The organism is Pontibacillus sp. ABV4_188, assembly GCF_056311905.1.
In genome coordinates, this window is the sequence record NZ_CM149975.1 from 372,806 (window position 1) to 397,498 (window position 24,693).

Sequence of the window (24,693 nt, forward strand, 5' to 3'; positions counted from 1 at the left end):
ACTAGATTCTACTCTATATTTTCCGTCTCACGACAAAGCGGATAGTTACTACACCCATAGAAATATTCCCCGCTCTTATTCTTCCGTTTAGCCATAAACCCTCCACATCGATTACATTTCTTCTGATGCTCCAGCACACTCACATCATTAATGGTGTAACCGCACTGAGGGTAATTGGTGCAGCCCACAAATGAGTCATTCCGAATGGTGAGGTCACCAGATTGGCAGCGAGGGCATTTTGGTGCTTCTTTTGCTACATGTCCTCCTGTCTCAAAAGCGATGTTGTACTCTTCTTTTAGCTCTTTCACAAATGAAGAGGGGCTTTTTTCAGGGACCAGGATGTAAGTTGAGTTTTGGGTTCTTGTTATGGCTGTATAGAACAACCGGCGTTCTTCTGAGAAGAGGAACTGATCCTTCGTTTGGAGGACCCAGTCTAGTACGGGATCATCTTCTATTTTGTTAGGGAAGCCCGTTTTACCGTTCTTAGCGTTTAGTAGGATGACATGGTCAGCCTCCAACCCTTTTGATTTATGAACAGATAGGAACTGGATAGAAAGGTTCGGGTATTTACTGTACGTTACTTTCCCGCTCTTAGGTTGCACATAAAAGTCAGGACTCTTCTCGAAGATGCGAATGTCATAGTTGTTGCGTCCAAGAAGCATAATCGTTTGATTCGCTCCTTTTGCAGATACGACTTCATCCAAGATATCTTCAAGGCGTTGAATGATTTGTCTGTTTTTAAATAGGAACATGCGTATCGGTGTTTCGTTTGTTTTATCGGATTTTAAGTTTTTCTTATATTGACTCGGATTCTTCATGACGAATTGTCCGGCAGTATCAATGAGCTGCTGGGAGTTCCGGTAAGTCTTTTCAATTCGTAGTAGTTCGTGATAGCCGAAGTAGGCTTCAAAGTTTGTGAACAATTCAATATCACTACCAGCGAAGCGGTATATCGATTGCCAGTCATCTCCCACACACATGACTTTCGCTCTGGTTTGTTTTCTGATTGCGTTAATAAGATGGAAGCGACTTTGAGAAATGTCCTGGTATTCATCGACGATGATATATTTATAGGGAAACTGAGGTTTTGTTTCTTCTATTATGCTCGTTGCCCGGTTAATCATATCGTTAAAGTCAATGGCATTCTTGGAAGCAAGGCGCTTCTCGTAATAGTGATAGATCGGCTTCACCAGGGAAAAGAAGATCTCGTTTCTTCTTCTCATAAACAGGGAGAGGCTTCTTCTATTCTGCTTCTCTAACGTTTGGAAATCTTCCGCTCCATAGCCAGATGATTTAAACAAGGTAATAAATGTTTTCACTAACTTTTTTAAATCCTGGAAGTAGGTGTTGTTAAGGTGATCATAGATTTGTGAGAACAACTTCTTACTATCAATTGGCTTGAATACAACTCCTTCTTCTTTGAGCATACGTTCTAATTTTTCTAGTAAAATCCCTTCTCGATTGTAATAAGAGTAAGTCTCTAGAAGTCTTGTTTCGTTCTCTTTGTGCAATTCCCGTTTCCATTTCAAATCCTCAAGGTAACGCTCTTCTTCAATCGCACTTAAGTGCGGAGCTCTCATATTTTCATCAATTCCAAAGTGTTCTAAGTACAGGCCATAATCATCTAAGTAAAAGTCTGGCTTATATTGTCTGTACTGTTGATTCCCTGTTAAGTATTCGTAGGGTTTCTCATAAGTATAGGAAATTCCATTTAAATAGAGGAAGTTGGCGATGATGAATTCTTCTAAACTTTTCACCGTTTCGCCCTGGTACGTTTTCTTTTTAGCGGCTAACTGATCCGTGCTTTGCTTCACGTGTTCTTGTTGTTTATGTGCTTTGCCTTTCAATGTTTCAAAGTCTAGGTTCTTGTGATACTCATGGTACTCGCCTAGCGTTTTAAAATCGCTGATATCTTTAGGGACTTTTAAGTACACCCCGAAGAAGTGCATCAGCTTATGGATGTAGTTCTTGTGTTTGTGCATCTGTTCTTCGAAAAAGGTGTGGAGAACGGCGTCCATTGAATTTTCTATATCCGGCTTCTCATTCTCGGCTTCCGAAATGATCTCAAGGCCTAGTTTATGAAATGTCTTCACATCAATTTCCACGCCTAGTTTCTTCGCAATTCTCTCATGCATTTCACCGGCGGCTTTCTTGGTGAATGAGATAAGCAGGATTTCTTCTGGCTTTATCCCTTTTCGTTCGATTAAGTATTTCACTTTGCCTGAGATCGTTAACGTCTTCCCGCTCCCGGCTCCGGCTAGGATTAAGTTGCTATCCTCGTCCGTGACGATGGCTACTCGCTGCTGGTGGTCAAGCGACTTCCCATCGATATTATCGAAGAAGCGTTGATTGGTTCTTAGCTCTTGTTCGACATAGTGCTTATTCCAATCAACAATCGTTTTGGAAAGATTCCTGAACACGTGAATAAACTGTTGAATGGTAGGATCTTGGTGGCCGTCTTTAAAGAAATCATACGCGCTTTGGTTAGCAGGAGCCTGTAACGCCTTGTTGTGAGAGTGGGTGATGTAAGACTCTTTTAAGTGATCGACGTGTTCCATAACTTTATAGGCTTGTAACGTATGGGAGGTGATCGTTCTATTTCTGGTCTCTTGGATAGACGGGAGTTCGATTAATAAAGAGCGAAATGCTTTTTTGTGTTCATTCCGCTTTTCCTCGTAGTCTTTATAAATCGGTAAAGTTCTAAGCTGATAAAGATGCTTATGTAGAGAAGGTTCTGTGATGGCTTTTAAAGGACGATCTTTGAGCTCTTCGTTGTAAGTATGTTGAAGCGTGTTGATTTGATGATCCGAAATGAGTTCGGTTTGATTCTTTAAAGCAAAGGCCCTGGTAGAGAGTGATTCTTTGCTTTGCTGCAATTTTGAAAGGTCTTGCTTCAGAGCAGCGGAGAAGTCTCTGTATTGTAGTTTGTTTATGAATAGTTTGATTTTGTGAAAGAGGTCTTGCAAATTAATTTCCACCCTTTAACAGTATAGGATAAATATATGGTAGCATAGAATCATTCATATGCATTCTGAAATCATCATTTTTACCCAGTTATGTAGGAATAAATTAATGTAGAGCATTCAGTATAAACGGGAGGAAAGAAATGAGTTACTCATTAGATAGGATTGCTCATCTTTATCATTCAAAAGAATTCGAAGTGTTGCATCAGAAGTTTAACCGCTTTAACCCTTTGAAGGTACTGCAAGTAGATCATTACGAAATACGTCATTCAAATGTGTTGGCCTGGCTTTTAGACCCGAATGAGAATCATCATTTGGGTGATTTTTTCGTGAAGAAGATTTTATCTCGATTGGTAACAAAAGCAGAGAACGAAGATAAATTAGAGAATGTTGATTTGTTGTTACGGATGTATCGTTCCTTTGCAGATACAGAAGTAGAGCGAGAAGTTCGCACGACGAACAACCGCTCAATTGATATATTGCTAACCATCCCTTCCCAGAACGTAGTCGTAGTGATCGAGAACAAGTTCCATTCCGGGGAGGGAAGAGAGCAGCTTAGAGATTATTTACATTACGCGAAGGAAACGTATAAGGGATATGATGTTGTCCCGATCTATCTTACTTTAAATCATGAGAGGCCTTCTCATCCGGACTACTTAACTCTTGAGTATAAAGATGTGCTAGAAATCATCACGCAACATACTGAGTTACAAAGGGATGCGATGTCCGAAAATGTCTACCAATTCCTCAGTTACTACACGGAGATTTTAAAAGAAGAGTTAGTAGAAGATAAGGAAGATCTTTCACTTGCTTTACAAGTCTACCAGTTGCACAAAAGTGCGATCGACTTACTCTACATTAGTCAGCATCCTCATTTTAACGGGAAGTCAAGGTACACCGCAGCCATTCAACACCTTAACGACCTGAACGAAGCCGAAAGGAATCTATTGAAACAGCATTACAAACGAAATCATGAGACGATTGATTTCATATTTAAGGTAGGAAGTAATGTCATTCGCCAGGCTTTTTTAGATTTTGTGAAGGAAGAAGACATCCCGGAAGAGGTGTACAAAGATCACTCTTCTGTGCCTAGCTTTCTATTGCCTGATTGGCTCGATTATGAAGAGGTGTTGGGGAAGCCTGAACAGGGCTATTGGCTTGGCCAAGGCCTAATCATTTGGTTTGAGCGGACGTGGAATGATCGTTTGAAAGTTTCAATTGAAGTAGGACCGATCCCGTATGAGAAGCGGTTCCGTTTACTTAGTGAGCTAGAGGTTTTAGGGATCTCTTTTCAATCTTCTGGCAAGTTAGAAGGGAAGAAATATACGAAGATCTATACAAATGACACCCCTATTGCAGATTGGGCAAACAAGACTGCTATTGTAGAAGGCATGCAAACGTTGTATTATCACAAGGATATAAATGAAACATTCAAGTCTATAGCCAAGGCTATAGAGAAGATGAACGAAGGGGCTCGGGAAGATGTAGAGGTTGTTCAACCATCTAAGCCCCTAAAAAAAAGAAGCTTCCCATCTGAGCCATTTGAGCGATTTGCTTCTGAATATGATCTGAATTCGTCTCTCTATAAGGTTAAGAACAGTACGACTTCCTTTCTTCTCCCTGTATTTAAGCAGCTTGAAGATGTATATGGAAAGTCGAGAGAGAAGTGGTGGTGGCACGATAGTACGTTTACGTATTGGTTCGAGCGATTAAAGGATGACAGATTAAAATTAACGATAGAGTTAGGCCCCTTGCAGCCCGATCAGAGGCTTGCGGTCATCGAAAAGTTAGAAGGAAGTAATTATACGTTTTCCGCTAGATCAAAACTCCCTGCTGCCAAGTACACCCGTTTGTACTCGGGCTCTAAAGTAATCGAGGACTGGAACGACACTGAAGAAGTTTTTGAGGCAATGGTTAAGTTGTACGAAGAACCTGGTAATAAACAGGTGGTAGAAGATATCGGGAGTTTGTACACGGTAAAATCTTATTGAAATAGCGAGGAGGTACGCCCGTGGAAAACATCCTTCAATTAAAACAACAGCTCGACGATTGGGAAAACATGCAGGGTATCGATGAAGAAGAGGAAGAGCAGGAGTGGATTCAGTCTGGTATTACGCTTTACGAGAAGTGTATAGAAGTAGATAAGCAGAATAAGAGTGAATACTTACAGGAGCTTTCTAGGCTGTATTTAAACCTTGGACGAAATGAAAAGATGAAGTTCTCAAACTTTGAACGTGCCGTCCGTAACCTGAAGCAGGCGGCTTACATTGCCCCGGAAGATCCTCGACCTTGTTATCACCTATCTTTTTTATTAGAGAAAAAAGGCAACTATGAAGGCGCCCTATTTTATGCAGAACGCGCGCTTAAATTAGGGCTTGATGATAAACAGAGCTATAAGTTGTTCTGTAACATGGCGCTTTGTTATTACAGGCTGTTGTTATTTAAGGATGCGTATAGCTACTTATTTAGAGTTGAAGAGAAAGCAAGGGAGGATCGTGTTCTCTCCACTTTTCTCACACCTTACCAAGCGAAAATTAAAGTTTCTAAGAAGAAGGGCTATATCCCTCTTACTGAGCAACATGGGACGCTGGTGGAAACAGAGGATGACATAGAATATAGCGTATCAAACGGTGAACGCGCGGTTTTAATTATTCATCCATACCGCACTGAGCTAAATGGGTCAGAGGAATGCGTCAGCTTTTCAACTGTAAATACGCAAATATTAGAAGCAGTTATGCTAAGTAAAGATGGGTTAACAGTAGCTCAGCTTTCTGAGGTGCTTTGGGAGTATAATGCTAGTGAAATGTCCTCTTCTTATGTTCCGAGAATGGTCAGAAGTATTCGCTCAGATATAGAAAAAGCAACCGGCATTGATGGGAAACAACTTCTGAAGATGACGAATGGTCATTATGTTTGGGATCACGAATGTTTGAAAGGCAATGTTCACTATAAGCAGAATAGCCGTAGAGGTGTCAGGTCACACGAGGGGATTACAATTTTGTAATCCTCTTTCTTTTATACTTAGGGTAATAAATGAGGAGGCGATCATATGAGATCAAATTTATTTTCCCTAGAAAAGATGGACGGTCAAGAAAGGTTACGTGAGGCGCTTGAGATGAGAGGATTCTTGGTGGAGAAGGATGGTCCATTTTTAGCATTGGCGAGTGGAAGTTCGAAGGCGGATCTAGTAGATGTGAAGAGACTCCTGAACAGCTTGAACATTCCGATCTTCTGGAATGGCAATAGTTTTCAACTGCTCACGAATAAGTTCCCGGTCATTTTGATGAAGAAGATTACAGCTTACCGTGGTGAGGAGTTCCCTGTCAGTATGGAAGGCTATCACTTCAGATGGAGAGCGTTCGTGAACCGAAAGCATGGACTGAAGGTTGATGCGTTGAAGCTTGATCCATACATTTCAAGCCTCGTGAAGGCGGTCAACCAAGCGGGGATCCCATGTCTAGCAGGCTGCGACGGGCATCTGAAATTCGCTCCTAACCTTCAATTCTCTGGTGTGTATAGCGGAGCGTGGTTTCAGATTATACAAAAGCAATATCTAGGTGAACTGGAGCTGAACTATACGTGGAAAGTGGAATACAGAGGGGGTTCAGGCTCGAGGTTGGTTGCTTGTAAGGGGGAAGATGAGCGCTGGGATACTCATAAGATTTATGGGGATACGTTGAAGATGGCGTATAAATTGAAGGACTATGCTGATGAGATTAAGAGTAGAAAGGCTTGTAGCTTTAAAAGGAATGTTCAGATGAAGGAAGAGGCGGAATTTTATCGTGTAAATGGTCGGTTTGAAGAGTTATCGGAGTGGATGACGAAGGTGAGTGAATGAGGTTCGTACGACTGAGGTCCATTTTGGTAGAGAATAAGGACGAAAAGGTCACTGATAGAACTAGTCAGTGACCTTTTTCTTGATCAGCAGGCTGTAAAGGTTAGAGAGATGTCTAGTCAGTGTCTATTTTGTAGTATGGACGGTCTATAGTGTAAGAGAGGCAAGTAATCAATGACATTTTTTTAGTAAAAATCCAACAAGGGTAAGAGATCACCAGGGGGAAACTGGCCTGGTCGGAGGTCAGGGTAATAATGACGTTGTGAAGAGAATAAACGTCAAAAAGGCCACTGAGGGACTAGATAAGTGACCTTTTATTTGATTAGTCAGCTGAAAAGTAAGGGAGGCACCTACTCAGTGCCCTTTTTGTAGTGTGAGGCGCTATAAAGTAAGCGAAGCCAGAGATCAGTTCCCTTTTTTGTGGAGTGTCTTTATAGAGTCATCGATCCGCACGTATATACTAGTTCCTATTCAAAGTACATCCATCGAGTATTACGTTTTTTCCTGAAATGCTTCTGAAGCACGGTGCGTATCCTTTTATAACTTCCGAGTTTCCCGCTCCATTCATAAATGAGCTTTGTCCTGATCTTTTCCTCAGGAAAAAGCATCTTGAACTCGTCCACATTTCTCAAAAGCGCATCCCTATAAGCTTCGGTGGCGCCACAACTTTCGCAAAGACACTTGTGGCCGTTAAGGTGAATAGAAAAGGAGAGGCATTGAAAGCAGCTCATCCCTTTCTGCAATGAATCAAACGTATAGGACGGTATTTCATTTAAGGCAGAATCGGAGAGGTGGAGGTCATTCAAGTCCCGCGCTAGTCGTTCATGATAAGAAGTGAGCAGTGAAGCCGTCTTGAGTTGTTCTAGGAAGGGTTTTATTTGTGTGGGAAATATGATGGATGGTGTAAGGGGAGCATTGTAAAGGTGGAAGTGCGGGTGAATGAAAATGACGTATCCTTCAATTGGTATCGTATGTCCATGGGACTTTAATAGTTGGCCAAGTAGTGCAGCGGCTCTTTGTAACTGATGGAGCGGGTTAAGGATTTCAGTATTCGGTAAGCGATAGAATTTATCATCTTCGTAGAGAAAATCACCTTCGTAGTTTTTGATCTCAAAAAGATAAATTTTCTCAGGTGTAATCAGCAGGGAATCGATTTGGAAGGTTGTATTATGTTTTTTTAACAAGAGGTCATGTAGTAAATACGATTTGTGGGTGAATGGTTCGATGAATTGATCAAAGCGTTGTTCTCCTTCGAAGCCTTTAAGCCAACGTGAATAGTCGTTACTTGCTCTTGGGGAGAGTGTCATTCTTCTTTGAAGGATTTCTAAAGTGGCTAAGTGGATTGGCTTTGTTCGAAGTTTATATATCGACATAGCTTCATTCCTTTCTGGTACGGGATATTTAGAGTATAGCATAGGTGGGGGTAGGACAATCAGCTCCCTGGTCGAGGACCTTTTCATGGGTATAACTTTTCAAAACGTAAGAGAGACAAGCTATCAAAGTCTTTTTATGCATAAAAGATCTTAAAAGGTAAGAGAAGACCAAGATCAATGCCCATTTACTAATAATTGATATATTAAAAGGACACTGATCCGCCGCGCCGCCACTGGGGCATCACTGATCAAAGTCCTTTTTAAAGAAAGTTAAAATAAAAAGGTAATAGATATTTCAAATCAGTTACGTTTGCAAGAATATAAACACTCAAAAGGTAATTGAAGCAAGTGATCGGTGCCTTTTTATACATAAAACCTTTCAAAAGGTAAAAGAGACCCCCCGATCAGAGCCTTTTCTTAGCAAAAAGTAATCAAAAGGTCACAGATCCCCCTTCCACCCGCCCTCCGGACGCCTGCGAAACCCTCTATAAAAAATTGATCAAACGTTTGATCAAAACGACCCATCCTTTGATTGCAGACACCTCGGCATTCCGTTATAGTCAAACTAAAGAATCACGAAACATTTTTTACTCTCAATCGTATAGTTAGGTATAGATAAAAAAGGAGGCGTTGGTTTGGACAACGAGACGAGTAACGTCAGAGGGTTTCCTTCTGGTGGAAATAAAAAGATGAAAAAGTTTGGAGGATGGTTTGGGAAGATAGGGGTTGTTGTCATTGCCTTGTTGGTTCTCACTCTTTTGTCCTTAAACTGGATTACAGAATACATATGGATGGGGACAGTGGGGTACCAGGATTCCTACATGACGATTCTGACGAGCAAATTTATGCTTGGGATTGTTGGCTTTATCCTCTTCTCCGTTTGTACCTACTTTACGTTTAGTTGGGTACGGAAATCTTATCTAAGGCACTTTAATGAAGGGCAGTTACCGAGCCTTGTTACGAGTAAGAAGTGGAGTCGAACGTTGGTACTTATTTTGGCTCTATTCATTGGACTAGTCGGAAGTACAATCGTACAAGGAGTGGGATGGGAGCCATGGCTTAAGTTCTTAAACTATGAGTCATTCGGTGTAAGCGATCCACACTTTGATCGTGATGTATCCTTCTATATGTTCGTGCTGCCATTTATAGAATTTGCGCTATCCACTGTTTTGGGTCTTGCGATTTTCTTCTTGTTCGTGGAAATTGGATTGTATTCCGTTTTCACGATGTATCGCACAAGTCGTACGGCGCAATTGCATCTCGGTACGACGCTAGCGATTATTGGCGTGTTACTAGCAGCACAACATGTACTTGAACCGTTTTATTCACTACTTACCAATCAGGTCAATGTAGCGCAGCAAAGTGTTGTCCATGGCTTAAGCTATACGGATGATGTGATTAACAATCCAGCCTCATACGTTCTCGCTGGTATCGCATTACTTGGCACGATTTGGGTGATCATTTCTTTGTTCCGCGGCAATTGGAAGAGTATGATTTTACCGATCATTCTTTATATCGCCGTAGGATTGATCGCACAAGGGGCATCTATGATTGTACAAAACTTCGTCGTGTCGCCCAATGAATACTCTAAAGAAAGTCCTTATTTAGAAGAGAATCTTTCCATGACACGTACAGCTTACGAGCTTGACGATATGACAGAAGCTCAGCATCCCGGAGCGGATACACTTGATCGTGAGATGGTAGAGCGAAATCAGGATACGATTAATAATGTTCGCATTAACGATAGTCGACCAATCCTTGATGTGTACAATCAGCTGCAAACGTTCCGTACGTATTACGAATTTAATGATATTGATATTGATCGTTACAACATAGACGGGGAGTACCAGCAAGTCTTCCTAGGAGCTCGTGAATTGAATACGTCCGATTTACCGTCGCAAGCCCAAACATGGGTGAACCAGAACCTTCGTTATACGCATGGTTATGGAATTGCTATGAGTAACGTTCATGAAATTACGCCACAGGGCCAACCGGAGTATATGGTCCAGAACTTGCCTCCTCAAGGGGAGCTTGAGATTAAACGACCGCAAGTTTACTTTGGTGAAGAGCAATATGACACGGTTGTCGTAAATAGTGGAGTCGACGAGTTTGATTATCCTTCTGGTGATGAGAACAAGTCGAACCGTTTTGAAGCCGATACAGGCATTCCGCTATCTGGCATTAACCGAGCACTCTTTGCCCTTGATGAAGGATCATTCCGATTATTTGTTTCGGATCAAGTGTCAGGGGATAGCCAAATGCTTCAGACACGTAACATAATGGATCGTGTTGAGCGCATTGCGCCGTTTCTTACGTATGACAAGGATCCATACATTTTCGTCAGGGATGATGGCACAATGGCCTGGATGATTGATGCGTATGTAACAGAGAGCAATTATCCGTACTCTGAATCATACGAAGGAAGTAAAAATTATATCCGTAACTCGGTGAAAGTAACAGTAGATGCGTATACAGGGGAAGCAACGTTTTATGTGGTAGACCCTGAAGAGCCTTTGCTTGGGACGTACCGAAACATCTTCCCAGACCTGTTCACAGAAGAAGTACCTGAAGATGTTCGCAGTCACTTCCGCTATCCGATCGATCTATTCAAGATCCAGTCACAGCTATACCAAACCTATCATATGACAAATCTTGAAGTCTTCTATAATCGTGAGGATTACTGGGAAATTCCAACTGAGAAATACTTTAACGATGATGTCACAATGGAACCCTATTATGTGACGATGCGTCTTCCTGAAGCGGAGGAAGAAGAATTCGTACTCATGACGCCATTTACTCCACGAAACCGTCAAAATATGATCGCCTGGATGGGAGTTCGAAATGACGGTGACAATTACGGGGAGATGATGATCTACGAATTCCCGAAACAGGAAAATGTCTATGGTCCTCAGCAGATTGAGAACCGAATTAATCAGGACAGTGACATATCACAGCAATTGAACTTGTGGTCCCAAGGTGGATCTGAAGTTATCCGAGGGAACTTATTAGTCCTGCCAATTGAGGATACGATCCTTTACGCAGAGCCGATTTATATTAAATCTTCTAATGAAACATCTTTACCAGAAGTCAAACAGGTCATCGTTGCCTATCAGAACCAGATTGTGATGGAACCGACCTTTGACCGTGCTTTAGAAGTCTTGCTATCCCGTATTGATCCTGACAGCGAAGCGCCAGAAGGAGAAGGGGAAGGAGAACAAGGCGAGACCCCTGATACAGGAGACATGTTTGAATCAAATCAAGTGCTTCAAGAAGTATCCGATCTATTTGATCAGTATCAGGAACAAACCTCAGAAGGAAACTATCAGGAAGCCGGACGTATTATGGAGGAGATTCAGTCCTTGTTGGAAGAAGCTCAACAAGAACAACAACCTTCTCAGCCGGAGCTTGATGGGGAAGAGGACTCTGAAGATACCTCTACTGATACAGAAGAATAAATGATGACCTGCCCGCCCTTCATTGGGGCGGGCTTTTTTTGATGGGAAGGGGGACAGGTACCGTGTCCCACTTTTTAGGATAGGGGGAGTACAGGTGACTGGATCTGTGACGTTATGAGGTAGATGAAATGAAAAAAGGTCACTGATCTAACCGATCAGTGACCTTTTAATAGGTTTTTGTGCTCAAAAGGTAAGAGAGCGAGGCTATCAGTGACCTTTTTAAAGTATATTAAGCTTGAAAGGTAAGACAGTGTCGCTCTCTGTGACCTTTTACCGTGAGAAAGAGTTCAAAAGGTAGTAGATGCCCCCATGGGACAAGGTACCTGTCCCCCCGGCCCTCATTGGGACGAGGTACCTGTTCCCCCGGCCCACTAAATGCTCCACAAATCTTCGGTGCCCCATTCGTAAGGAGTCTCCTGATAAACACAGTAATTCAGCCAATTCGAAAACAGCAAATAAGCTTGCGATCGCCAGCGATTGAGAGGTTTCTGGTCAGGGTCATCGTCTGGATAGTAGCCGGATGGAACGTTGACATCGAGCCCTTTTGCTACATCGCGCTCATACTCTTCTGCTAGTGTTGTGGATTCATACTCAATATGACCTGTAATCATCACATGCTTCTCATCGTTAGACATCATCAATAGTGCCCCGGCTTCCTTTGAAGAAGCAAGTAGTGTTAAACGGTCGTTTGCAAGAATCTCTTGTTCTGATACATCGGTGTATCTTGAATGAGGGGCCAGGAACGCATCATCCATTCCGCGGACTAACTTATTCGTCTCATTCATAATACGATGTTGGAAGACGCCAGATATTTTTTCGGGCAGTTCATACTTTTCAATCCCGTAGTGATGGTACAGAGCTGCCTGAGCTCCCCAACAAATATGAAGCACAGAGGTGACGTTTGTTTTTGTCCATTCCATAATTTTAGTGAGCTCTTCCCAATAAGCGACTTCTTCAAAAGGGAGTTGTTCGACAGGAGCGCCAGTAATAATCATCCCGTCGTAATTTTTCTCTTTAATGTCATCATACGTTTTGTAGAACTGACTCAAATGGGACTTGCTAATATTTTTCGATTCGTATGTAGACGTGTGTATGAATTCGACGTTAACTTGTAATGGTGAGTTACTGAGTAAACGAAGCAATTGGCGTTCGGTTTTCTCTTTCTCTGGCATTAAGTTCAGAATGAGGATATTCAACGGTCGGATATCCTGGTTATTGGCGCGTGGGTCTTCCATGAGAAAGATGTTTTCTTTCTCCAAAATGTCTTTAGCCGGAAGTTGCTCTGGTATATTAATAGGCATTCGCATTCACCCCTCTTTTAAACTTTTTCAATATTTTATCTATTATAACAAAATTTATTGTATTCACCATCCCTAATACGATCAGTGGATAAGTTTCTTGTTCTTATCCCAAATCCGAGAAGCGGAAGAGAATCAGTGACCTTTTCGATTGAGAAAGAACAAAAAAGGTCACTGATCTAACTGATCAGTGACCTTTTCCTAAAACGAAGTGCTCATAGGGGTTAGAGAAGAGTGTTGTCTCTTACCTTTTTCAGTGGGAAAAGAGACAAAAGGTAACAGATGCCCCAAATAGGGACAAGGTACCTGTCCCCCCGTCCCACTATAAACTCTCACAAGCTAGCCCGTCTTGATCTGATCCGTCTAAGCGATGGGGGTCCTTTTCTGGTCCGCCAGCAGCTTCAAAGAATGCTTGTGCCGTTTCGTGAGAGTCGAAATCGCCACAGTCACGATCGGGTCCATTCGGGTCATAGGGTAAGCTGGTTGTTCGGTTTGGTTCTTTAGTTGTTTCTTGTTGTTGCGTTTCTTCCTCGGCACTTTCTGATACGAGAACTTCCTGATGGAATCCATCATCTTGAACGTAGTTTCCTTCTACACCCCATATGCCTAGGTTCTGAGATTTGGCCTGATTCTGTGCTTTCATGAATGTTTCGTAATGGGTATAAGGAGGGTCATACCTGTAAGCCAATCGGGCATATCCGTTTTCAAGTAACGCTTTATTAAAGTTTTGTCCATCTACCCAAATGTAAGCAAGCAGCCGGTCATATTTATCGCGTTTCGGACCGTCAAACTCTAGCTCTACCTTTGTTCCTGGTGTTAACATCTTCTTTGCATAGGCAGATGCCTCTGGCCCGAACTCTTGAACAGGCTTTGATGGGTGTTTCACTTCAGGAGTGTCGACAAGCAATAGGCGTACGTCTTCTGTTGTACCATTGTATGTAACTTCGATGGTGTCTCCATCTACTACCCTTGAGACCGTCGCTTGTTCGTAAGGGGAGTCTTCTTTTTCTTCAGAGTCGTTCTCTTTGGAAGTTACTGGAGAACTTTGCGGATCTTTATCGTTTTCTTCTTCAGAGGAGTCTTTACTCTCGGTTTGCTTAGAACTCTCTGAACTTTGCTTATCGTTATCCTGATCCTCATTAGACTCTTTGTCGGTACTAGCAGCCTTTTCCTTTGCATCTTTCTCCGATGCCTCTTGCTCCACTTTGTCAGAGACAGTAGTCTCTTCTTTATCCTCTTCAAGGGGAGGAGCGGTGAGTACACCTAGAATCATGCTTATGGCAAAAATGGCTGGATAAATCTTAACTACTTTTTTTCGACTCGCCTGTCTTTTGTTCCAGAAGATTGCTAGTTTAGGTGCAATTAAACCTACTATCAATCCAAAGAAAGACAACAGCACGAGTATGAGCAATACATTATACAAAAAAATCCCCCAAACGTTTTTTTACATTAGCGTTCATTATAAAGCATGTGACGGTGACGGATCAAAACCAATGAGGAAAGAGTGAAGGTCTCTTGGGACTAGATTGTTGAAAATTTATAAGAAATACACAATAAAAAGGTCACTGATTCGGGCGATCAATGACCTTTTTTGAGCAAAGTACTCGTAAAGGGGAACAAAAGCGCGTTTGGAAGCAGGGGGCACCGTCAGTTATGTTGCTCTCTCTTAGACACAATCAATAGATAAATACCAACCAACACAAGAGGGAGGATGCCGGAAACAATGAGCTTTGTATCGTCTTCAATACTTGTCATATTAATAAATATTCTTGGCAGGAACAGAAGAATTGGAATGATAATCGTTACCCATGATTTACTCCATAGAGCGATTCCGATAAGGGTAGCTATGGCAAAAGCGACTGCTACCGTGACACCTACTGTTCCAAATTGAATCGAAGGGGTTCCAAATGAGCGATCTACGTAATAAATCACAATGAAAAGGGAGGCAGGGACAATTCCAAGCAGAGATAAAAAGAGCCATTGCTTGGTTTCAGATAATGAGGTGACCGCTAAATATCTCAAAGCAAGTCTAAACATAATAAAAAGGTTGATAAAGAAAATGAAGGGATAGCCGATGAGCTCAAGTAAAGAATATTCCATAGTACCGTTAATCGCGTCATCTATTAAAATAAACGATAAGCCACCAAGGAAGATGATTGGGATATACTTTAGCACTCCTTTAAGATCAAGTGGCATTTCATCCGCTACCTGATTCATGTACTCTTTTGGGGACTGACCTATGATATCTTCTACATCTTTTCCGTTTCTCTCCGCTTCGTATAAATGATCTTCTAGCTCTTCAACGATTTCATTAATTTCTTGTTCATTCTTCCCGCTGGAAACTAGGTAGATTCTTAGGTTATCTAGAAATTGCTGACTTTCTTTAGACACTTTCATTTCATTACCCTTCCTTTCTTAATAAAGAATCAACACTATCTGAAATATCACTCCATCTTTTCTTGAACTCTTCTAGTTCTTCCTCGCCCTTTGGGGTTAACGAGTAATATTTTCGTTTCGGTCCACCTGAGGGCACCTTCTTTTGAGTCGTTGCTACAAGGCCTTCTTTTTTCAATCGAAGTAATAGGGGATAAATGCTACCTTCCTTAACCATAGTGAACCCAGAGGCATGTAGTTTTTCCATCATTTCATAGCCGTAAGTTTCTCCTTTACCAATAATCGAGAGAAGACATCCTTCGAGGATCCCTTTTAGAATTTGACTTGAAGACAATCACGTTCCTCCTTTTTAATAGGTTGATTTTCGCCAACTAACTTGTAATACAATATAGTTGGTCAAAAAAATAACCATCTAGAAACTTCAACTACTTTGTTATACATGGTAGTTTAAAGATAATATACATTAGATGGAAATTCAAGTGTTATGTTCAATTACGGGACAAGGGACCTGTCCCCTGGTCCCTATGTTGATCAAACGTTTGATCAATGTAAAAAACCCCGAAGAACTAATTTTAGTTCTTCGGGATTTCTTTTACCGTCGTATGAGCGATGCGGTCATGTGGAAGTGTTGCTCCATCTTGTGCTTCAAAATTTTTACGCTTGATCAAAAAGAGGAATGGGCTTAGTGTGTCTCGGTAAGCGATCCTTTTCATTATTTGTTCTGGTGAGAGTTCCTCACTATCTTCGGACTCAAGCGTCAGTCCCATCGCCTTATAACCAAATGTCTGCTGGTTGTTCCTGAGCAAGGCATACTCAAGTCCCCACATTACAACTGTAGGGGTCACAACAGCGTGGACCCATTCCTTCTTTACTTTTTTTCGAAGAAATTGCTCCACTCCTAGTGAAATGACACCTGAAATTGTTCCATCAATTAAAACAGCTTTAAAACGTTTTTTCGTGATAGGCTTCAATAAGTTCTCCCCCTTTTTATAGGATCTGTACTATACGAAGGGGAAGACAAAAGCGTTTCACTTTAACACATATTTTTGTGGAAAGACCTTGAAGGTTCCCTGCGTCCTGATTTACTTTGCAACGTTTTGTTATTTATGAGTGAAGTGCTCTTTCAACAGAAACTCCTCAACCACTTGTGCAACGCCGTGGTTCACATTCGTATCTGTTACAAAATCAGCAACCTCTTTAATATCCTCTGGAGCATTTCCCATTGCGACGCCAAGGCCTGCGAATTCAATCATTTCCTGGTCGTTATAGCTGTCGCCAACGGCAATAATTTCTTCGCGCTTCACGCCAACTTCTTGAATTAGTTTCTCGATGCTTGTTCCTTTAGTAATGCCTTTATCTGTGAATTCAAGGAAGAAAGGCTTAGAGCGCATAACGCTAAATTCGTCCCCTAGTTCTGCTTGAAGTTTCTTTTCAACAGTTTGAAGGTGCTCAGGTTCTCCAACCATTAGCACTTTCACAACGGGTTCAGTCACACCGTCCATAAACGAGTCGACGTGTTTAATCGGAAGACCTGTAAGATCCGATTCAATGGAAGTGTAAGGGTTATCCTCTGCGGTGACAATCTCGTCCCCAACGTACGTGTGGATCTGAACGCCTTCTCGCTGGCTGATTTCGTTTAGTCGACGAACGGCTTCTACACTTAGCGTCTGACTAAAGAACTCTTCATTGGTTTGGCAGTTGATAATCTTCCCGCCATTAAAGGAGAGGATGAAGCTTCCGTATTCAGCAAGGGAAAGTTCCTTAGCGAAAGGCACCATGCCATAAGTAGGTCGCCCTGATGCGAGTACTACTTTTCCTCCTTGTTCTTGTACTTTCATTAAGGCCTCTTTATTTCGTTGTGATATCTTGTGGTTATTGCCAAGTAATGTATCGTCTAAGTCTAGAATGATCATTTTGTAAGACATGCGTGCATAATCCTCTCTTTATCTAGCTTCTTTTTGTATCTATTTGTCATTTTACTAGAATTCTTAAGAAATGGGGAAGGGTCTTTCATATGAAGTAGAGGGAGATTGTGGATAAGGGCTTGTTTAATAGCTCTTGTACCCTTGATAAAATATTGAGATTGGCAATTATTTCGCATTTCGAAACAAATAAATTGACCATACAGTACTAGAAGCGTATCTTTATATGCACGCTCCATTCTTTAAATAACACAAGTAACCAATCTAGAAATTTTATTAAATAAAATACTCAACTTGAATAAGACATATTAAAGGAGAATCGATGATGGAAAACTATCAAGAACTAACGCAAAAGCAGAAGTCATTCTTCCGTACTGGGAAGACGAAAGATACACAATACCGTATCGATATTTTAAATAAATTGAAAGATCTTATGACAACCCATGAGCAGGATATTCTAGACGCTCTTAAAGTGGATCTGAATAAACCTGAAGGGGAAACGAAACGTGCAGAAATTGGACTTGTCCTAGCGGAAATCAATTATATGATTGAGAACCTAGCGAATTGGTCCACACCGGAAGAAGTAGACACGCCATCAACACACGAGGGGGCTACAAGCTTTATCACACCTGAGCCTTATGGTTCCGCCCTAGTCATTGCTCCGTGGAACTATCCGGTTCAGCTTGCGCTTCTTCCGTTAGCGGGGGCAGTAGCGGCTGGAAACACAGCGGTCTTAAAACCATCTGAATTAACGCCAAACACATCCAATCTATTAGCAAATATGATCAATAACAATTTCTCAAGAGAGTATTTATGTGTCGTTGAAGGGGAAGTCGAAACAAGTACAGCTCTCTTAAAAGAGGACTTTGACTATATCTTCTTCACAGGTAGTACAGGTGTAGGGAGAATCGTTGCAGAAGCGGCGGCGAAGAACTTAACCCCTACAACACTTGAGCTTGGAGGGAAAAGCCCTGCCATTGTGCATGAAGATGCGGATCTTGATGAAGCAGCAAAACGTATTGCAGGCGGTAAATTCGCCAATGCGGGTCAGACTTGCGTAGCGCCAGACTATGTTCTTGCTCATAGTCGTATTAAAGATCAATTAATCGCTAAAATCAAAGAAGCCATCACAAGCACGTATGGAGAAAACGTTTCTGCAAGTGACTATAATCACGTTGTGAGTGAACGACATTTCGATCGTCTGTACAACTTCTTGGATAATGGAGACTTGGCTGTAGGTGGAAGATCAGATCGCTCTCAGCTGTTTATTGAGCCAACGGTTTTAGACAATATTTCGTTTGAAGACTCTGTTATGCAAGGTGAAATCTTCGGCCCGATCCTTCCGGTATTGACGTACGAAGAGACTTCAGAAGCGATTGATACAGTTCTAAATCGTCCAAAACCATTAGCCCTTTATCTTTTCTCTGATGATCAAGAGGTGCAAGACGATGTACTGAACAACATTTCCTTTGGTGGCGGTGCGATTAATGACACCATTAATCATATGACGACGCACTACCTGCCATTTGGCGGTGTGGGTGATAGCGGCATGGGTGCTTACCATGGTAAAGCTAGCTTTGACACATTCACACACTTTAAGAGCATTCTTAAGCGTTCCAATAAATAAGTCATAAAAAAGGCTTGGAGACCCTCCGTATCAAGGGAACTCCTAGCCTTTATTTTTTGAAAAAGATCTATTCTATTGTTCTTTCGCCATCATCTTATAATACTTATAAAGCGCATGAGTCCCGTCATTGTCCCCGCCAGCTTCACTCAAACGGTCATATAGATCTTTAGCCAGTTTTAGGCCTGGGACGGGTAACTCCATTTTATCAGCTGAGTCGATGGCGAGGTTCATGTCTTTAATGAAGTGCTTCACGTAGAAGCCAGGTTCAAAGTTTCCGTCGATCATTCGTGGTGCTAGATTAGATAGAGAGAAGCTGCCTGCTGCACCGTGCTGAATGCTTTCAAGAACCGTTTTGGGATCGAGTCCTGCTTTCTCGGCATACGTAATGGCTTCAACAACGCCCATCATCGTAGAGGCAATAGCAATCTGGTTACACATCTTCGTATGTTGGCCTGATCCAGCCGGGCCTTGCAAGACGACATTTTGGCCCATCGCTTCAAAAGCCGGGAGAACGTCTTTGAAGTATTTCTTATCTCCGCCAACCATAATCGTTAACTTCCCTTGCTCCGCGTAAATGTCGCTACCTGATACAGGAGCGTCGAACGCGTGAAGGTTATGTTCTTTTGCTGTGTCAAAGATTTGTTGAGCTAACTGAGGTGAGGAGGTGGTCATATCAATGAGATAAGAACCGGATTTCGCATGTTGGATAATCCCGTTGCCTCCAAGGTACACTTCTTCCACATCACTTGGGTATCCCACAATCGTAATAATAATATCTGAGCTTTCAGCGAGCTGTGCCACATCGTTTTTCCACGAAGCACCTTCAGCAATTAGGTCTTCTGCCTTCGTTTTTGTTCTGGTATACACGTTGACGGAAAACCCTATTTTCATCAAGTTTCGTATCATGCTTTTCCCCATAACACCCGTTCCGATAAAGCCAATTGTTTTGTTCATATGTATTCACCATCCCACTGATTTAATACGTTTAGTATAGCAGGTAGGCGGTGGGGATTACAGGAAATGGGGCTGTGGCATACGTACCCTACTGTTTCACATAAGACTTCCCGTAGTCTCTAATTCGAATGTACTTCCGTATTGAGAACGCAACCACCGTTAACCAAGCTGCCACAAGAATGCCGTAAATCATATAAATTAAAGTTGTATCTAAATCCACCGTTAAGAGTAACGTCCGTAGGTTTGTTAAGACGATAAACCCTCCCGCTAACACACCAAGTATTAATGCTGGGATCACTTGAACAAGCCAAGCTGCAAGGGGAGCGGCGACCACGCCTCCTATGACAAAGGCCATGACCCATAACCAGCTAAATTCTTCCCATCCGAGAAATAATATAAAGCCAAGTGTGGCGGATGTTGTAATGGCGAATTCTGTGGTGTCGACTGTCCCGATTACTTTCCTTGGGGTGGCTCCTTTTTGGGATAATAAGATCGGGGTGTTTACAGGCCCCCATCCCCCTCCACCGATGGCATCTAGGAATCCGGCTACGAACCCGAGTGGATAGATGAAACGCTTTTTAGGGGAAAGGGTTGGTCTTGATTTTGAACGCTCAACGTTAAGTAGTAAGAAGCGTATGAGTATGTAGACACCAAGTAGGAGCAGGAAGAATGAGACAAATGGCTTAATAACATCGCCAGGAAGACTACTTAAAAAGGCTGCTCCACAAAAGGCACTAATCGAGCCAGGTAGGATGAGTGGCAGGATTAATGACTTATCAATGTTCTTAAATTTGTAATGGGAATAACCAGATACGGCCGTTGTAGCAATTTCAGACATATGTATGGATGAAGACGCCACTGCAGGAGCTACTCCATAAGCTAGCAAAAGCGAAGAAGAGCTTAATCCGTAAGACATACCTAAAGCACCATCAATTAACTGAGCAAAAAAACCTACAAAAGCAAAGATTAATAGTTTCCTCAAAATACGTTCACCCCTAAATGTATTATTCTTATCTTTTTACTCGGGATTAAAATAAAAAAATAAAGCTAAGCGAGTATAGACATAAAAAAATCCCCTTATGTAAGAAGAGGTGAATAGTACCTTCTCCTTATCTTTCAGAACTGTTTCTGCTGGACGGAGCACCTTCTTCTTTAAGCAAGAGGTTGCTGCGGGATCGTAAGACCAGTTTCCTCCCCCGGCTCTGTATAAGGACGTATTCGAATTTGAATAGTTTCTAATGTAAAATACAGCCAGATAATTGTCAACATATTTATAAAATTATAAAAATTTGAATAAATTGTTGACATATTCTTCTATGGGGCATAGTATTTTGGATAATAAAATATTCAGCAAACGATAACCGAAATTCTTATCCTGAGAGGTGGAGGGACTGGCCCTTTGAAGCCTCGGCAACGGGTCTGATCTAGAGATACTGTGCCAACTCCAGCAAGTGAAATACTTGGAAGATAAGAAGATGGGTCACTGTATAGCAGAGTGAACCTCTCTTCTTGTCTTTAAGAAGAGAGGTTTTTGTATTCGATTAAAAGCAAGGAGGGAGGAGCTTATGACACAAGAAGTCGTAACGTATGAGCAGTTCACAGGCGATCCATTCGCCTCTTATCGACCAGATAATGAGGTGGAAGGTGCTTTAACGGTATTGAAATGGGCGTATGAAACCTACGGAGATTCGATTGTGTATGCTTGTAGCTTTGGAGCTGAAGGAATCGTATTGATTGACTTGATTTCGAAAGTAAAACCCGATGCGAAGGTTGTTTTCTTGGATACAGGAATTCATTTTCAAGAAACGTATGAACTAATCGATAAGGTCAAGGCCAGGTACCCTCAGTTGAATATTGAAATGAGAAAGCCAGATTTAACACTAGATGAGCAAGCTGAAGAATATGGATCAGCTTTGTGGAATAAAAACCCGAACCAGTGCTGTTACATTCGAAAGATTAAGCCACTTGAAGATACACTTAGCGGTGCAACAGCCTGGGTTTCTGGCTTAAGGCGGGAACAATCAGCAAGTCGTAAGAACACAAACTTTGTTAATAAAGATGAACGATTCCAGTCTGTAAAGGTATGTCCTTTAATTTATTGGACGTGGGATTTTGTATGGCAATATATCCGACTAAACGACTTGGATTACAATGTTTTGCATGATCAAGGCTTTCCGAGTATTGGATGTAAGCCATGCACATCTCCAGATGAAGGAGACGGACGATCAGGCAGGTGGAAAGGATTTAATAAGACAGAGTGTGGTCTTCACACGACAGGAAACCAAGATTAATCAATTTTTGGGAGGAATGAATATGACAGTTATTGCACCGCACGGAGGAACATTAGTGAATCAGTGGAGTACGAAAGAGGAAGCGCCAGAAGCAAATGTGAGCATCTCGATCGATAAGATGGCGTTAAGTGACTTGGAGCTATTAGCCAACGGCGCTTATAGTCCGTTAACAGGGTTCTTGAGTAAGGAAGATTATGAATCAGTTGTGGACCGGATGAGGTTATCAGATGGAACACCTTGGAGCATTCCGATTACGCTTCCAGTTGATGAGGAGAAAGCAAAACAGTTGAGTAAAGGCGATGTAGCTGAGCTGAATTTAGAAAACACGGTGTATGGCTATATTGAGGTCTCGGAGGTGTACCAGCCGAATAAGACAAAAGAGGCAGAGCAAGTGTACTTAACGACTGAACTAGAGCATCCAGGAGTGAAAAAGCTCTTTGCGCGCCCTGATTATTATGTGGCAGGTGAGATTGTTCTTATAGAACGCTCCGAGCGCGAGCACGATGAAGGGTTTTATTTAGACCCAGCTCAGTCTAGACAACGCTTTGAAGAGCTTGGTTGGAGTAAAGTTGTCGGTTTCCAAACGCGAAATCCTGTGCACAGAGCGCATGAATATATTCAAAAGGCAGCACTTGAAACGGTGGATGGCCTTTTCCTGAATCCTTTAGTCGGAGAGACAAAGAGTGATGATGTTCCGGCGGACGTACGGATGCAGAGTTATCAAGTGTTACTAGAGCATTACTATCCTGACAACCGAGTCGTCTTAGCGGTCTTCAGTGCTGCGATGAGATACGCAGGGCCTCGTGAAGCCATATTCCATGCTATTGTCCGTAAGAACTTTGGCTGCTCTCACTTTATTGTTGGCAGAGACCACGCTGGTGTTGGTGACTATTACGGTACGTACGATGCACAGAAGATCTTCTCCCATTTTGACAAAGGAGAATTAGGAATTACACCTTTATTCTTTGAACATAGTTTCTATTGCAAGGCTTGTGAAGCCATGGTATCTGGGAAAACTTGCCCTCATGGAAAAGAAGAGCACGTTATTCTTTCTGGAACTAAGGTCCGTGAACTGCTTCGAAATGGAGAGCGACCGCCTAAAACCATTAGTCGTCCAGAAATTGCAGATGTACTCATAGAAGGACTTAGGACAGATTCTTCTGTTCAATCTTAAACGGAAAGGGTGATAAATATGGGTTCAAATCTTACATGGCATGACGCCTCCTTGCAGGTTGATCATTATCGAAAACGAAACGGGCACCATAGTGGAGTAATCTGGTTTACCGGTCTATCTGGTTCAGGAAAGTCGAGTGTGGCTAACCGCGTGAATGAGAAGTTATACGAGAAGCACCTCCAATCGTATTTGTTAGACGGAGATAACGTAAGGCACGGATTAAATCAAGATCTTGGCTTTGCAGCTCAAGATCGAGAAGAGAATATTCGTAGGATCGGGGAAGTTGCGAAATTGTTTGCGGACAGCGGCACGATTGTGCTAACAGCGTTTATCTCTCCTTATCAAGGGGATCGCGGCCGAGTTCGTAATCTGCTTCCTGAAGGAGATTTTATCGAAGTCTTTGTCGATTGTCCGTTAGAAGAATGTGAGAAGAGAGATCCCAAAGGGTTATATGAGAAAGCGAGAAGCGGTGAAATTAAAGGATTCACAGGAATTGATGCCCCTTACGAAGCACCAACTTCCCCAGAGTTGGTTCTCCATACACACGAGCGGGATATTGAAACCTGTGCAAATCAAGTGATCGATTATTTAAAACAAAAAGGCTGGGTGTAGAAGACAACGTCCACTACATGAAGGAGTGAGAGCTGATGGCGAAGGTGTATATCGTAGGTGCAGGTCCAGGGGATGCTGAACTCATTACGGTGAAAGGATTACGAGCAATACAAGAAGCAGATGTGGTCTTATATGATCGTCTTATAAATGCAGATTTACTGAAAGAAGCGCGTCCGCATGCGGAACTCATATACTGTGGCAAAAGCCCTGATCATCCTTCTTTATCACAGGAGTCGATTAATGACTTGTTGTGCAAGTATGCTTCTAAAGGGAGGACGGTAACTCGGTTAAAAGGAGGCGATCCGTTTATCTTTGGCAGAGGCGGTGAGGAAGCAGAGGCGCTAGCATCTTCACGTATTCCGTATGAAATTGTGCCAGGCATAACGTCAGGGGTGGCTGCTCCTGCCTATGCAGGGATTCCATTAACTCATCGGGATTACAGTTCTTCTGTTTCCTTTATCACAGGCGTCACTAACCTTGAGGAAGATGAGTACTGGGAGCATGTGGCAAAGAGCTCAGATACTTTGTGCATTTATATGGGAGTAAGGAATCTTCCAAAGATTTGTAACAAGCTAATCCATCATGGTCGACCTGCTGATACACCGATCGCTCTCGTTCACTGGGGCACAACAGAAGAGCAGCAAACGGTAACGGGGACGCTTCAAGATATTGTCGACGCCACTAAAAGTATGAAAAATCCTTCCATGATTGTAGTTGGAGAGGTCGTAAAATTACGAGAAGAGTTGAAATGGTTTGAAAGCCTGCCAGCTATTGAGCCTCTCGTTGTGGGATAGA

At 42.2% G+C, this 24,693-nt stretch carries 19 protein-coding genes and 2 riboswitches; of the genes, 9 read left to right on the plus strand and 10 right to left on the minus strand.

The window, feature by feature from the left end; translation table 11 throughout:
• Window positions 1-8: 8 nt before the first annotated feature.
• Window positions 9-2,966, minus strand: a complete 2,958-nt coding sequence (locus ACYX4O_RS02040; RefSeq protein WP_476354123.1) for a UvrD-helicase domain-containing protein — start codon at window positions 2,964-2,966, stop codon at window positions 9-11.
• Between the two features lie 140 nt (window positions 2,967-3,106).
• On the opposite strand from ACYX4O_RS02040, the gene ACYX4O_RS02045 reads away from it, so the two are divergent.
• The 3 genes from ACYX4O_RS02045 to ACYX4O_RS02055 are packed head-to-tail and all read left to right on the plus strand — an operon-like array spanning window position 3,107 to window position 6,801.
• A complete protein-coding gene (locus tag ACYX4O_RS02045) occupies window positions 3,107-4,954 on the plus strand; it encodes a PDDEXK-like family protein (RefSeq protein ID WP_476354125.1) in 1,848 nt (615 codons plus the stop codon).
• A 20-nt stretch (window positions 4,955-4,974) separates the two neighbouring features.
• Window positions 4,975-5,967: a tetratricopeptide repeat protein gene (locus ACYX4O_RS02050; RefSeq protein ID WP_476354127.1), complete on the plus strand. Its 993-nt coding sequence runs from the start codon at window positions 4,975-4,977 to the stop codon at window positions 5,965-5,967.
• Window positions 5,968-6,012: 45 nt separating this feature from the next.
• The gene (locus ACYX4O_RS02055) at window positions 6,013-6,801 is read left to right on the plus strand and encodes a hypothetical protein (RefSeq protein WP_476354129.1); all 789 of its coding nucleotides are present in this window, start codon (window positions 6,013-6,015) and stop codon (window positions 6,799-6,801) included.
• A 464-nt stretch (window positions 6,802-7,265) separates the two neighbouring features.
• On the opposite strand, the gene ACYX4O_RS02060 is transcribed toward ACYX4O_RS02055, so the two are convergent.
• The gene (locus ACYX4O_RS02060) at window positions 7,266-8,171 is read right to left on the minus strand and encodes a nuclease-related domain-containing protein (protein ID WP_476354131.1); all 906 of its coding nucleotides are present in this window, start codon (window positions 8,169-8,171) and stop codon (window positions 7,266-7,268) included.
• Window positions 8,172-8,806: 635 nt separating this feature from the next.
• Between ACYX4O_RS02060 and ACYX4O_RS02065 the strand changes: the two genes are divergently transcribed.
• Window positions 8,807-11,626 carry a UPF0182 family membrane protein gene (locus tag ACYX4O_RS02065; RefSeq protein ID WP_476354133.1) on the plus strand — a complete coding sequence of 940 codons (2,820 nt, stop codon included), beginning with the start codon at window positions 8,807-8,809 and terminating at the stop codon, window positions 11,624-11,626.
• 371 nt (window positions 11,627-11,997) lie between these two features.
• Here ACYX4O_RS02065 and metA read toward each other — a convergent pair whose 3' ends face one another.
• The 6 genes from metA to ACYX4O_RS02095 form a co-directional block, all read right to left on the minus strand.
• Entirely contained in the window at window positions 11,998-12,927 is a 930-nt protein-coding gene (metA, locus tag ACYX4O_RS02070) for a homoserine O-acetyltransferase MetA (RefSeq protein ID WP_476354135.1), read from the minus strand.
• A gap of 319 nt (window positions 12,928-13,246) precedes the next feature.
• Window positions 13,247-14,347 carry a thermonuclease family protein gene (locus ACYX4O_RS02075; protein ID WP_476354137.1) on the minus strand — a complete coding sequence of 367 codons (1,101 nt, stop codon included), beginning with the start codon at window positions 14,345-14,347 and terminating at the stop codon, window positions 13,247-13,249.
• 224 nt (window positions 14,348-14,571) lie between these two features.
• Window positions 14,572-15,321: an HAAS domain-containing protein gene (locus ACYX4O_RS02080; protein ID WP_476354139.1), complete on the minus strand. Its 750-nt coding sequence runs from the start codon at window positions 15,319-15,321 to the stop codon at window positions 14,572-14,574.
• 4 nt (window positions 15,322-15,325) lie between these two features.
• Window positions 15,326-15,652 carry a PadR family transcriptional regulator gene (locus ACYX4O_RS02085; RefSeq protein WP_476354141.1) on the minus strand — a complete coding sequence of 109 codons (327 nt, stop codon included), beginning with the start codon at window positions 15,650-15,652 and terminating at the stop codon, window positions 15,326-15,328.
• A gap of 238 nt (window positions 15,653-15,890) precedes the next feature.
• A complete protein-coding gene (locus tag ACYX4O_RS02090; RefSeq protein WP_476354143.1) occupies window positions 15,891-16,289 on the minus strand; it encodes an RDD family protein in 399 nt (132 codons plus the stop codon).
• Between the two features lie 129 nt (window positions 16,290-16,418).
• A complete protein-coding gene (locus ACYX4O_RS02095; protein ID WP_476354145.1) occupies window positions 16,419-17,243 on the minus strand; it encodes a Cof-type HAD-IIB family hydrolase in 825 nt (274 codons plus the stop codon).
• A gap of 322 nt (window positions 17,244-17,565) precedes the next feature.
• Between ACYX4O_RS02095 and ACYX4O_RS02100 the strand changes: the two genes are divergently transcribed.
• On the plus strand, window positions 17,566-18,867 hold the full coding sequence (locus ACYX4O_RS02100) for an aldehyde dehydrogenase (RefSeq protein ID WP_476354147.1): 1,302 nt from the start codon (window positions 17,566-17,568) through the stop codon (window positions 18,865-18,867).
• Between the two features lie 72 nt (window positions 18,868-18,939).
• On the opposite strand, the gene ACYX4O_RS02105 is transcribed toward ACYX4O_RS02100, so the two are convergent.
• Both ACYX4O_RS02105 and ACYX4O_RS02110 read right to left on the minus strand, forming a co-directional pair.
• On the minus strand, window positions 18,940-19,821 hold the full coding sequence (locus ACYX4O_RS02105; protein ID WP_476354149.1) for an NAD(P)-dependent oxidoreductase: 882 nt from the start codon (window positions 19,819-19,821) through the stop codon (window positions 18,940-18,942).
• 88 nt (window positions 19,822-19,909) lie between these two features.
• Complete coding sequence (locus ACYX4O_RS02110; RefSeq protein ID WP_476354150.1) at window positions 19,910-20,803, minus strand: sulfite exporter TauE/SafE family protein; 894 nt, start codon at window positions 20,801-20,803, stop codon at window positions 19,910-19,912.
• A 124-nt stretch (window positions 20,804-20,927) separates the two neighbouring features.
• Window positions 20,928-21,034, minus strand: a riboswitch (SAM riboswitch).
• A 154-nt stretch (window positions 21,035-21,188) separates the two neighbouring features.
• A riboswitch (SAM riboswitch) is annotated at window positions 21,189-21,295 on the plus strand.
• Between the two features lie 91 nt (window positions 21,296-21,386).
• On the opposite strand from ACYX4O_RS02110, the gene ACYX4O_RS02115 reads away from it, so the two are divergent.
• The 4 genes from ACYX4O_RS02115 to cobA are packed head-to-tail and all read left to right on the plus strand — an operon-like array spanning window position 21,387 to window position 24,692.
• A complete protein-coding gene (locus tag ACYX4O_RS02115) occupies window positions 21,387-22,112 on the plus strand; it encodes a phosphoadenylyl-sulfate reductase (RefSeq protein WP_476354152.1) in 726 nt (241 codons plus the stop codon).
• A 22-nt stretch (window positions 22,113-22,134) separates the two neighbouring features.
• The gene (gene sat / locus ACYX4O_RS02120; protein WP_476354154.1) at window positions 22,135-23,286 is read left to right on the plus strand and encodes a sulfate adenylyltransferase; all 1,152 of its coding nucleotides are present in this window, start codon (window positions 22,135-22,137) and stop codon (window positions 23,284-23,286) included.
• A gap of 18 nt (window positions 23,287-23,304) precedes the next feature.
• Window positions 23,305-23,898, plus strand: a complete 594-nt coding sequence (gene cysC, locus ACYX4O_RS02125) for an adenylyl-sulfate kinase (RefSeq protein WP_476354156.1) — start codon at window positions 23,305-23,307, stop codon at window positions 23,896-23,898.
• Between the two features lie 35 nt (window positions 23,899-23,933).
• Complete coding sequence (gene cobA, locus ACYX4O_RS02130; RefSeq protein ID WP_476354158.1) at window positions 23,934-24,692, plus strand: uroporphyrinogen-III C-methyltransferase; 759 nt, start codon at window positions 23,934-23,936, stop codon at window positions 24,690-24,692.
• The last annotated feature ends 1 nt before the right edge of the window (window position 24,693 follow it).

Excerpts from the sequence above, each read along its gene's own strand:
- ACYX4O_RS02045 (WP_476354125.1), top strand. The coding sequence starts at position 3,107 with ATGAGTTACTCATTAGATAGGATTGCTCATCTTTATCATTCAAAAGAA.
- ACYX4O_RS02055 (WP_476354129.1), top strand. The coding sequence starts at position 6,013 with ATGAGATCAAATTTATTTTCCCTAGAAAAGATGGACGGTCAAGAAAGG.
- ACYX4O_RS02060 (WP_476354131.1), bottom strand. The coding sequence starts at position 8,171 with ATGTCGATATATAAACTTCGAACAAAGCCAATCCACTTAGCCACTTTA.
- metA (WP_476354135.1), bottom strand. The coding sequence starts at position 12,927 with ATGCCTATTAATATACCAGAGCAACTTCCGGCTAAAGACATTTTGGAG.
- ACYX4O_RS02080 (WP_476354139.1), bottom strand. The coding sequence starts at position 15,321 with ATGAAAGTGTCTAAAGAAAGTCAGCAATTTCTAGATAACCTAAGAATC.
- ACYX4O_RS02095 (WP_476354145.1), bottom strand. The coding sequence starts at position 17,243 with ATGTCTTACAAAATGATCATTCTAGACTTAGACGATACATTACTTGGC.
- ACYX4O_RS02100 (WP_476354147.1), top strand. The coding sequence starts at position 17,566 with ATGGAAAACTATCAAGAACTAACGCAAAAGCAGAAGTCATTCTTCCGT.
- ACYX4O_RS02105 (WP_476354149.1), bottom strand. The coding sequence starts at position 19,821 with ATGAACAAAACAATTGGCTTTATCGGAACGGGTGTTATGGGGAAAAGC.
- ACYX4O_RS02115 (WP_476354152.1), top strand. The coding sequence starts at position 21,387 with ATGACACAAGAAGTCGTAACGTATGAGCAGTTCACAGGCGATCCATTC.
- sat (WP_476354154.1), top strand. The coding sequence starts at position 22,135 with ATGACAGTTATTGCACCGCACGGAGGAACATTAGTGAATCAGTGGAGT.
- cysC (WP_476354156.1), top strand. The coding sequence starts at position 23,305 with ATGGGTTCAAATCTTACATGGCATGACGCCTCCTTGCAGGTTGATCAT.
- cobA (WP_476354158.1), top strand. The coding sequence starts at position 23,934 with ATGGCGAAGGTGTATATCGTAGGTGCAGGTCCAGGGGATGCTGAACTC.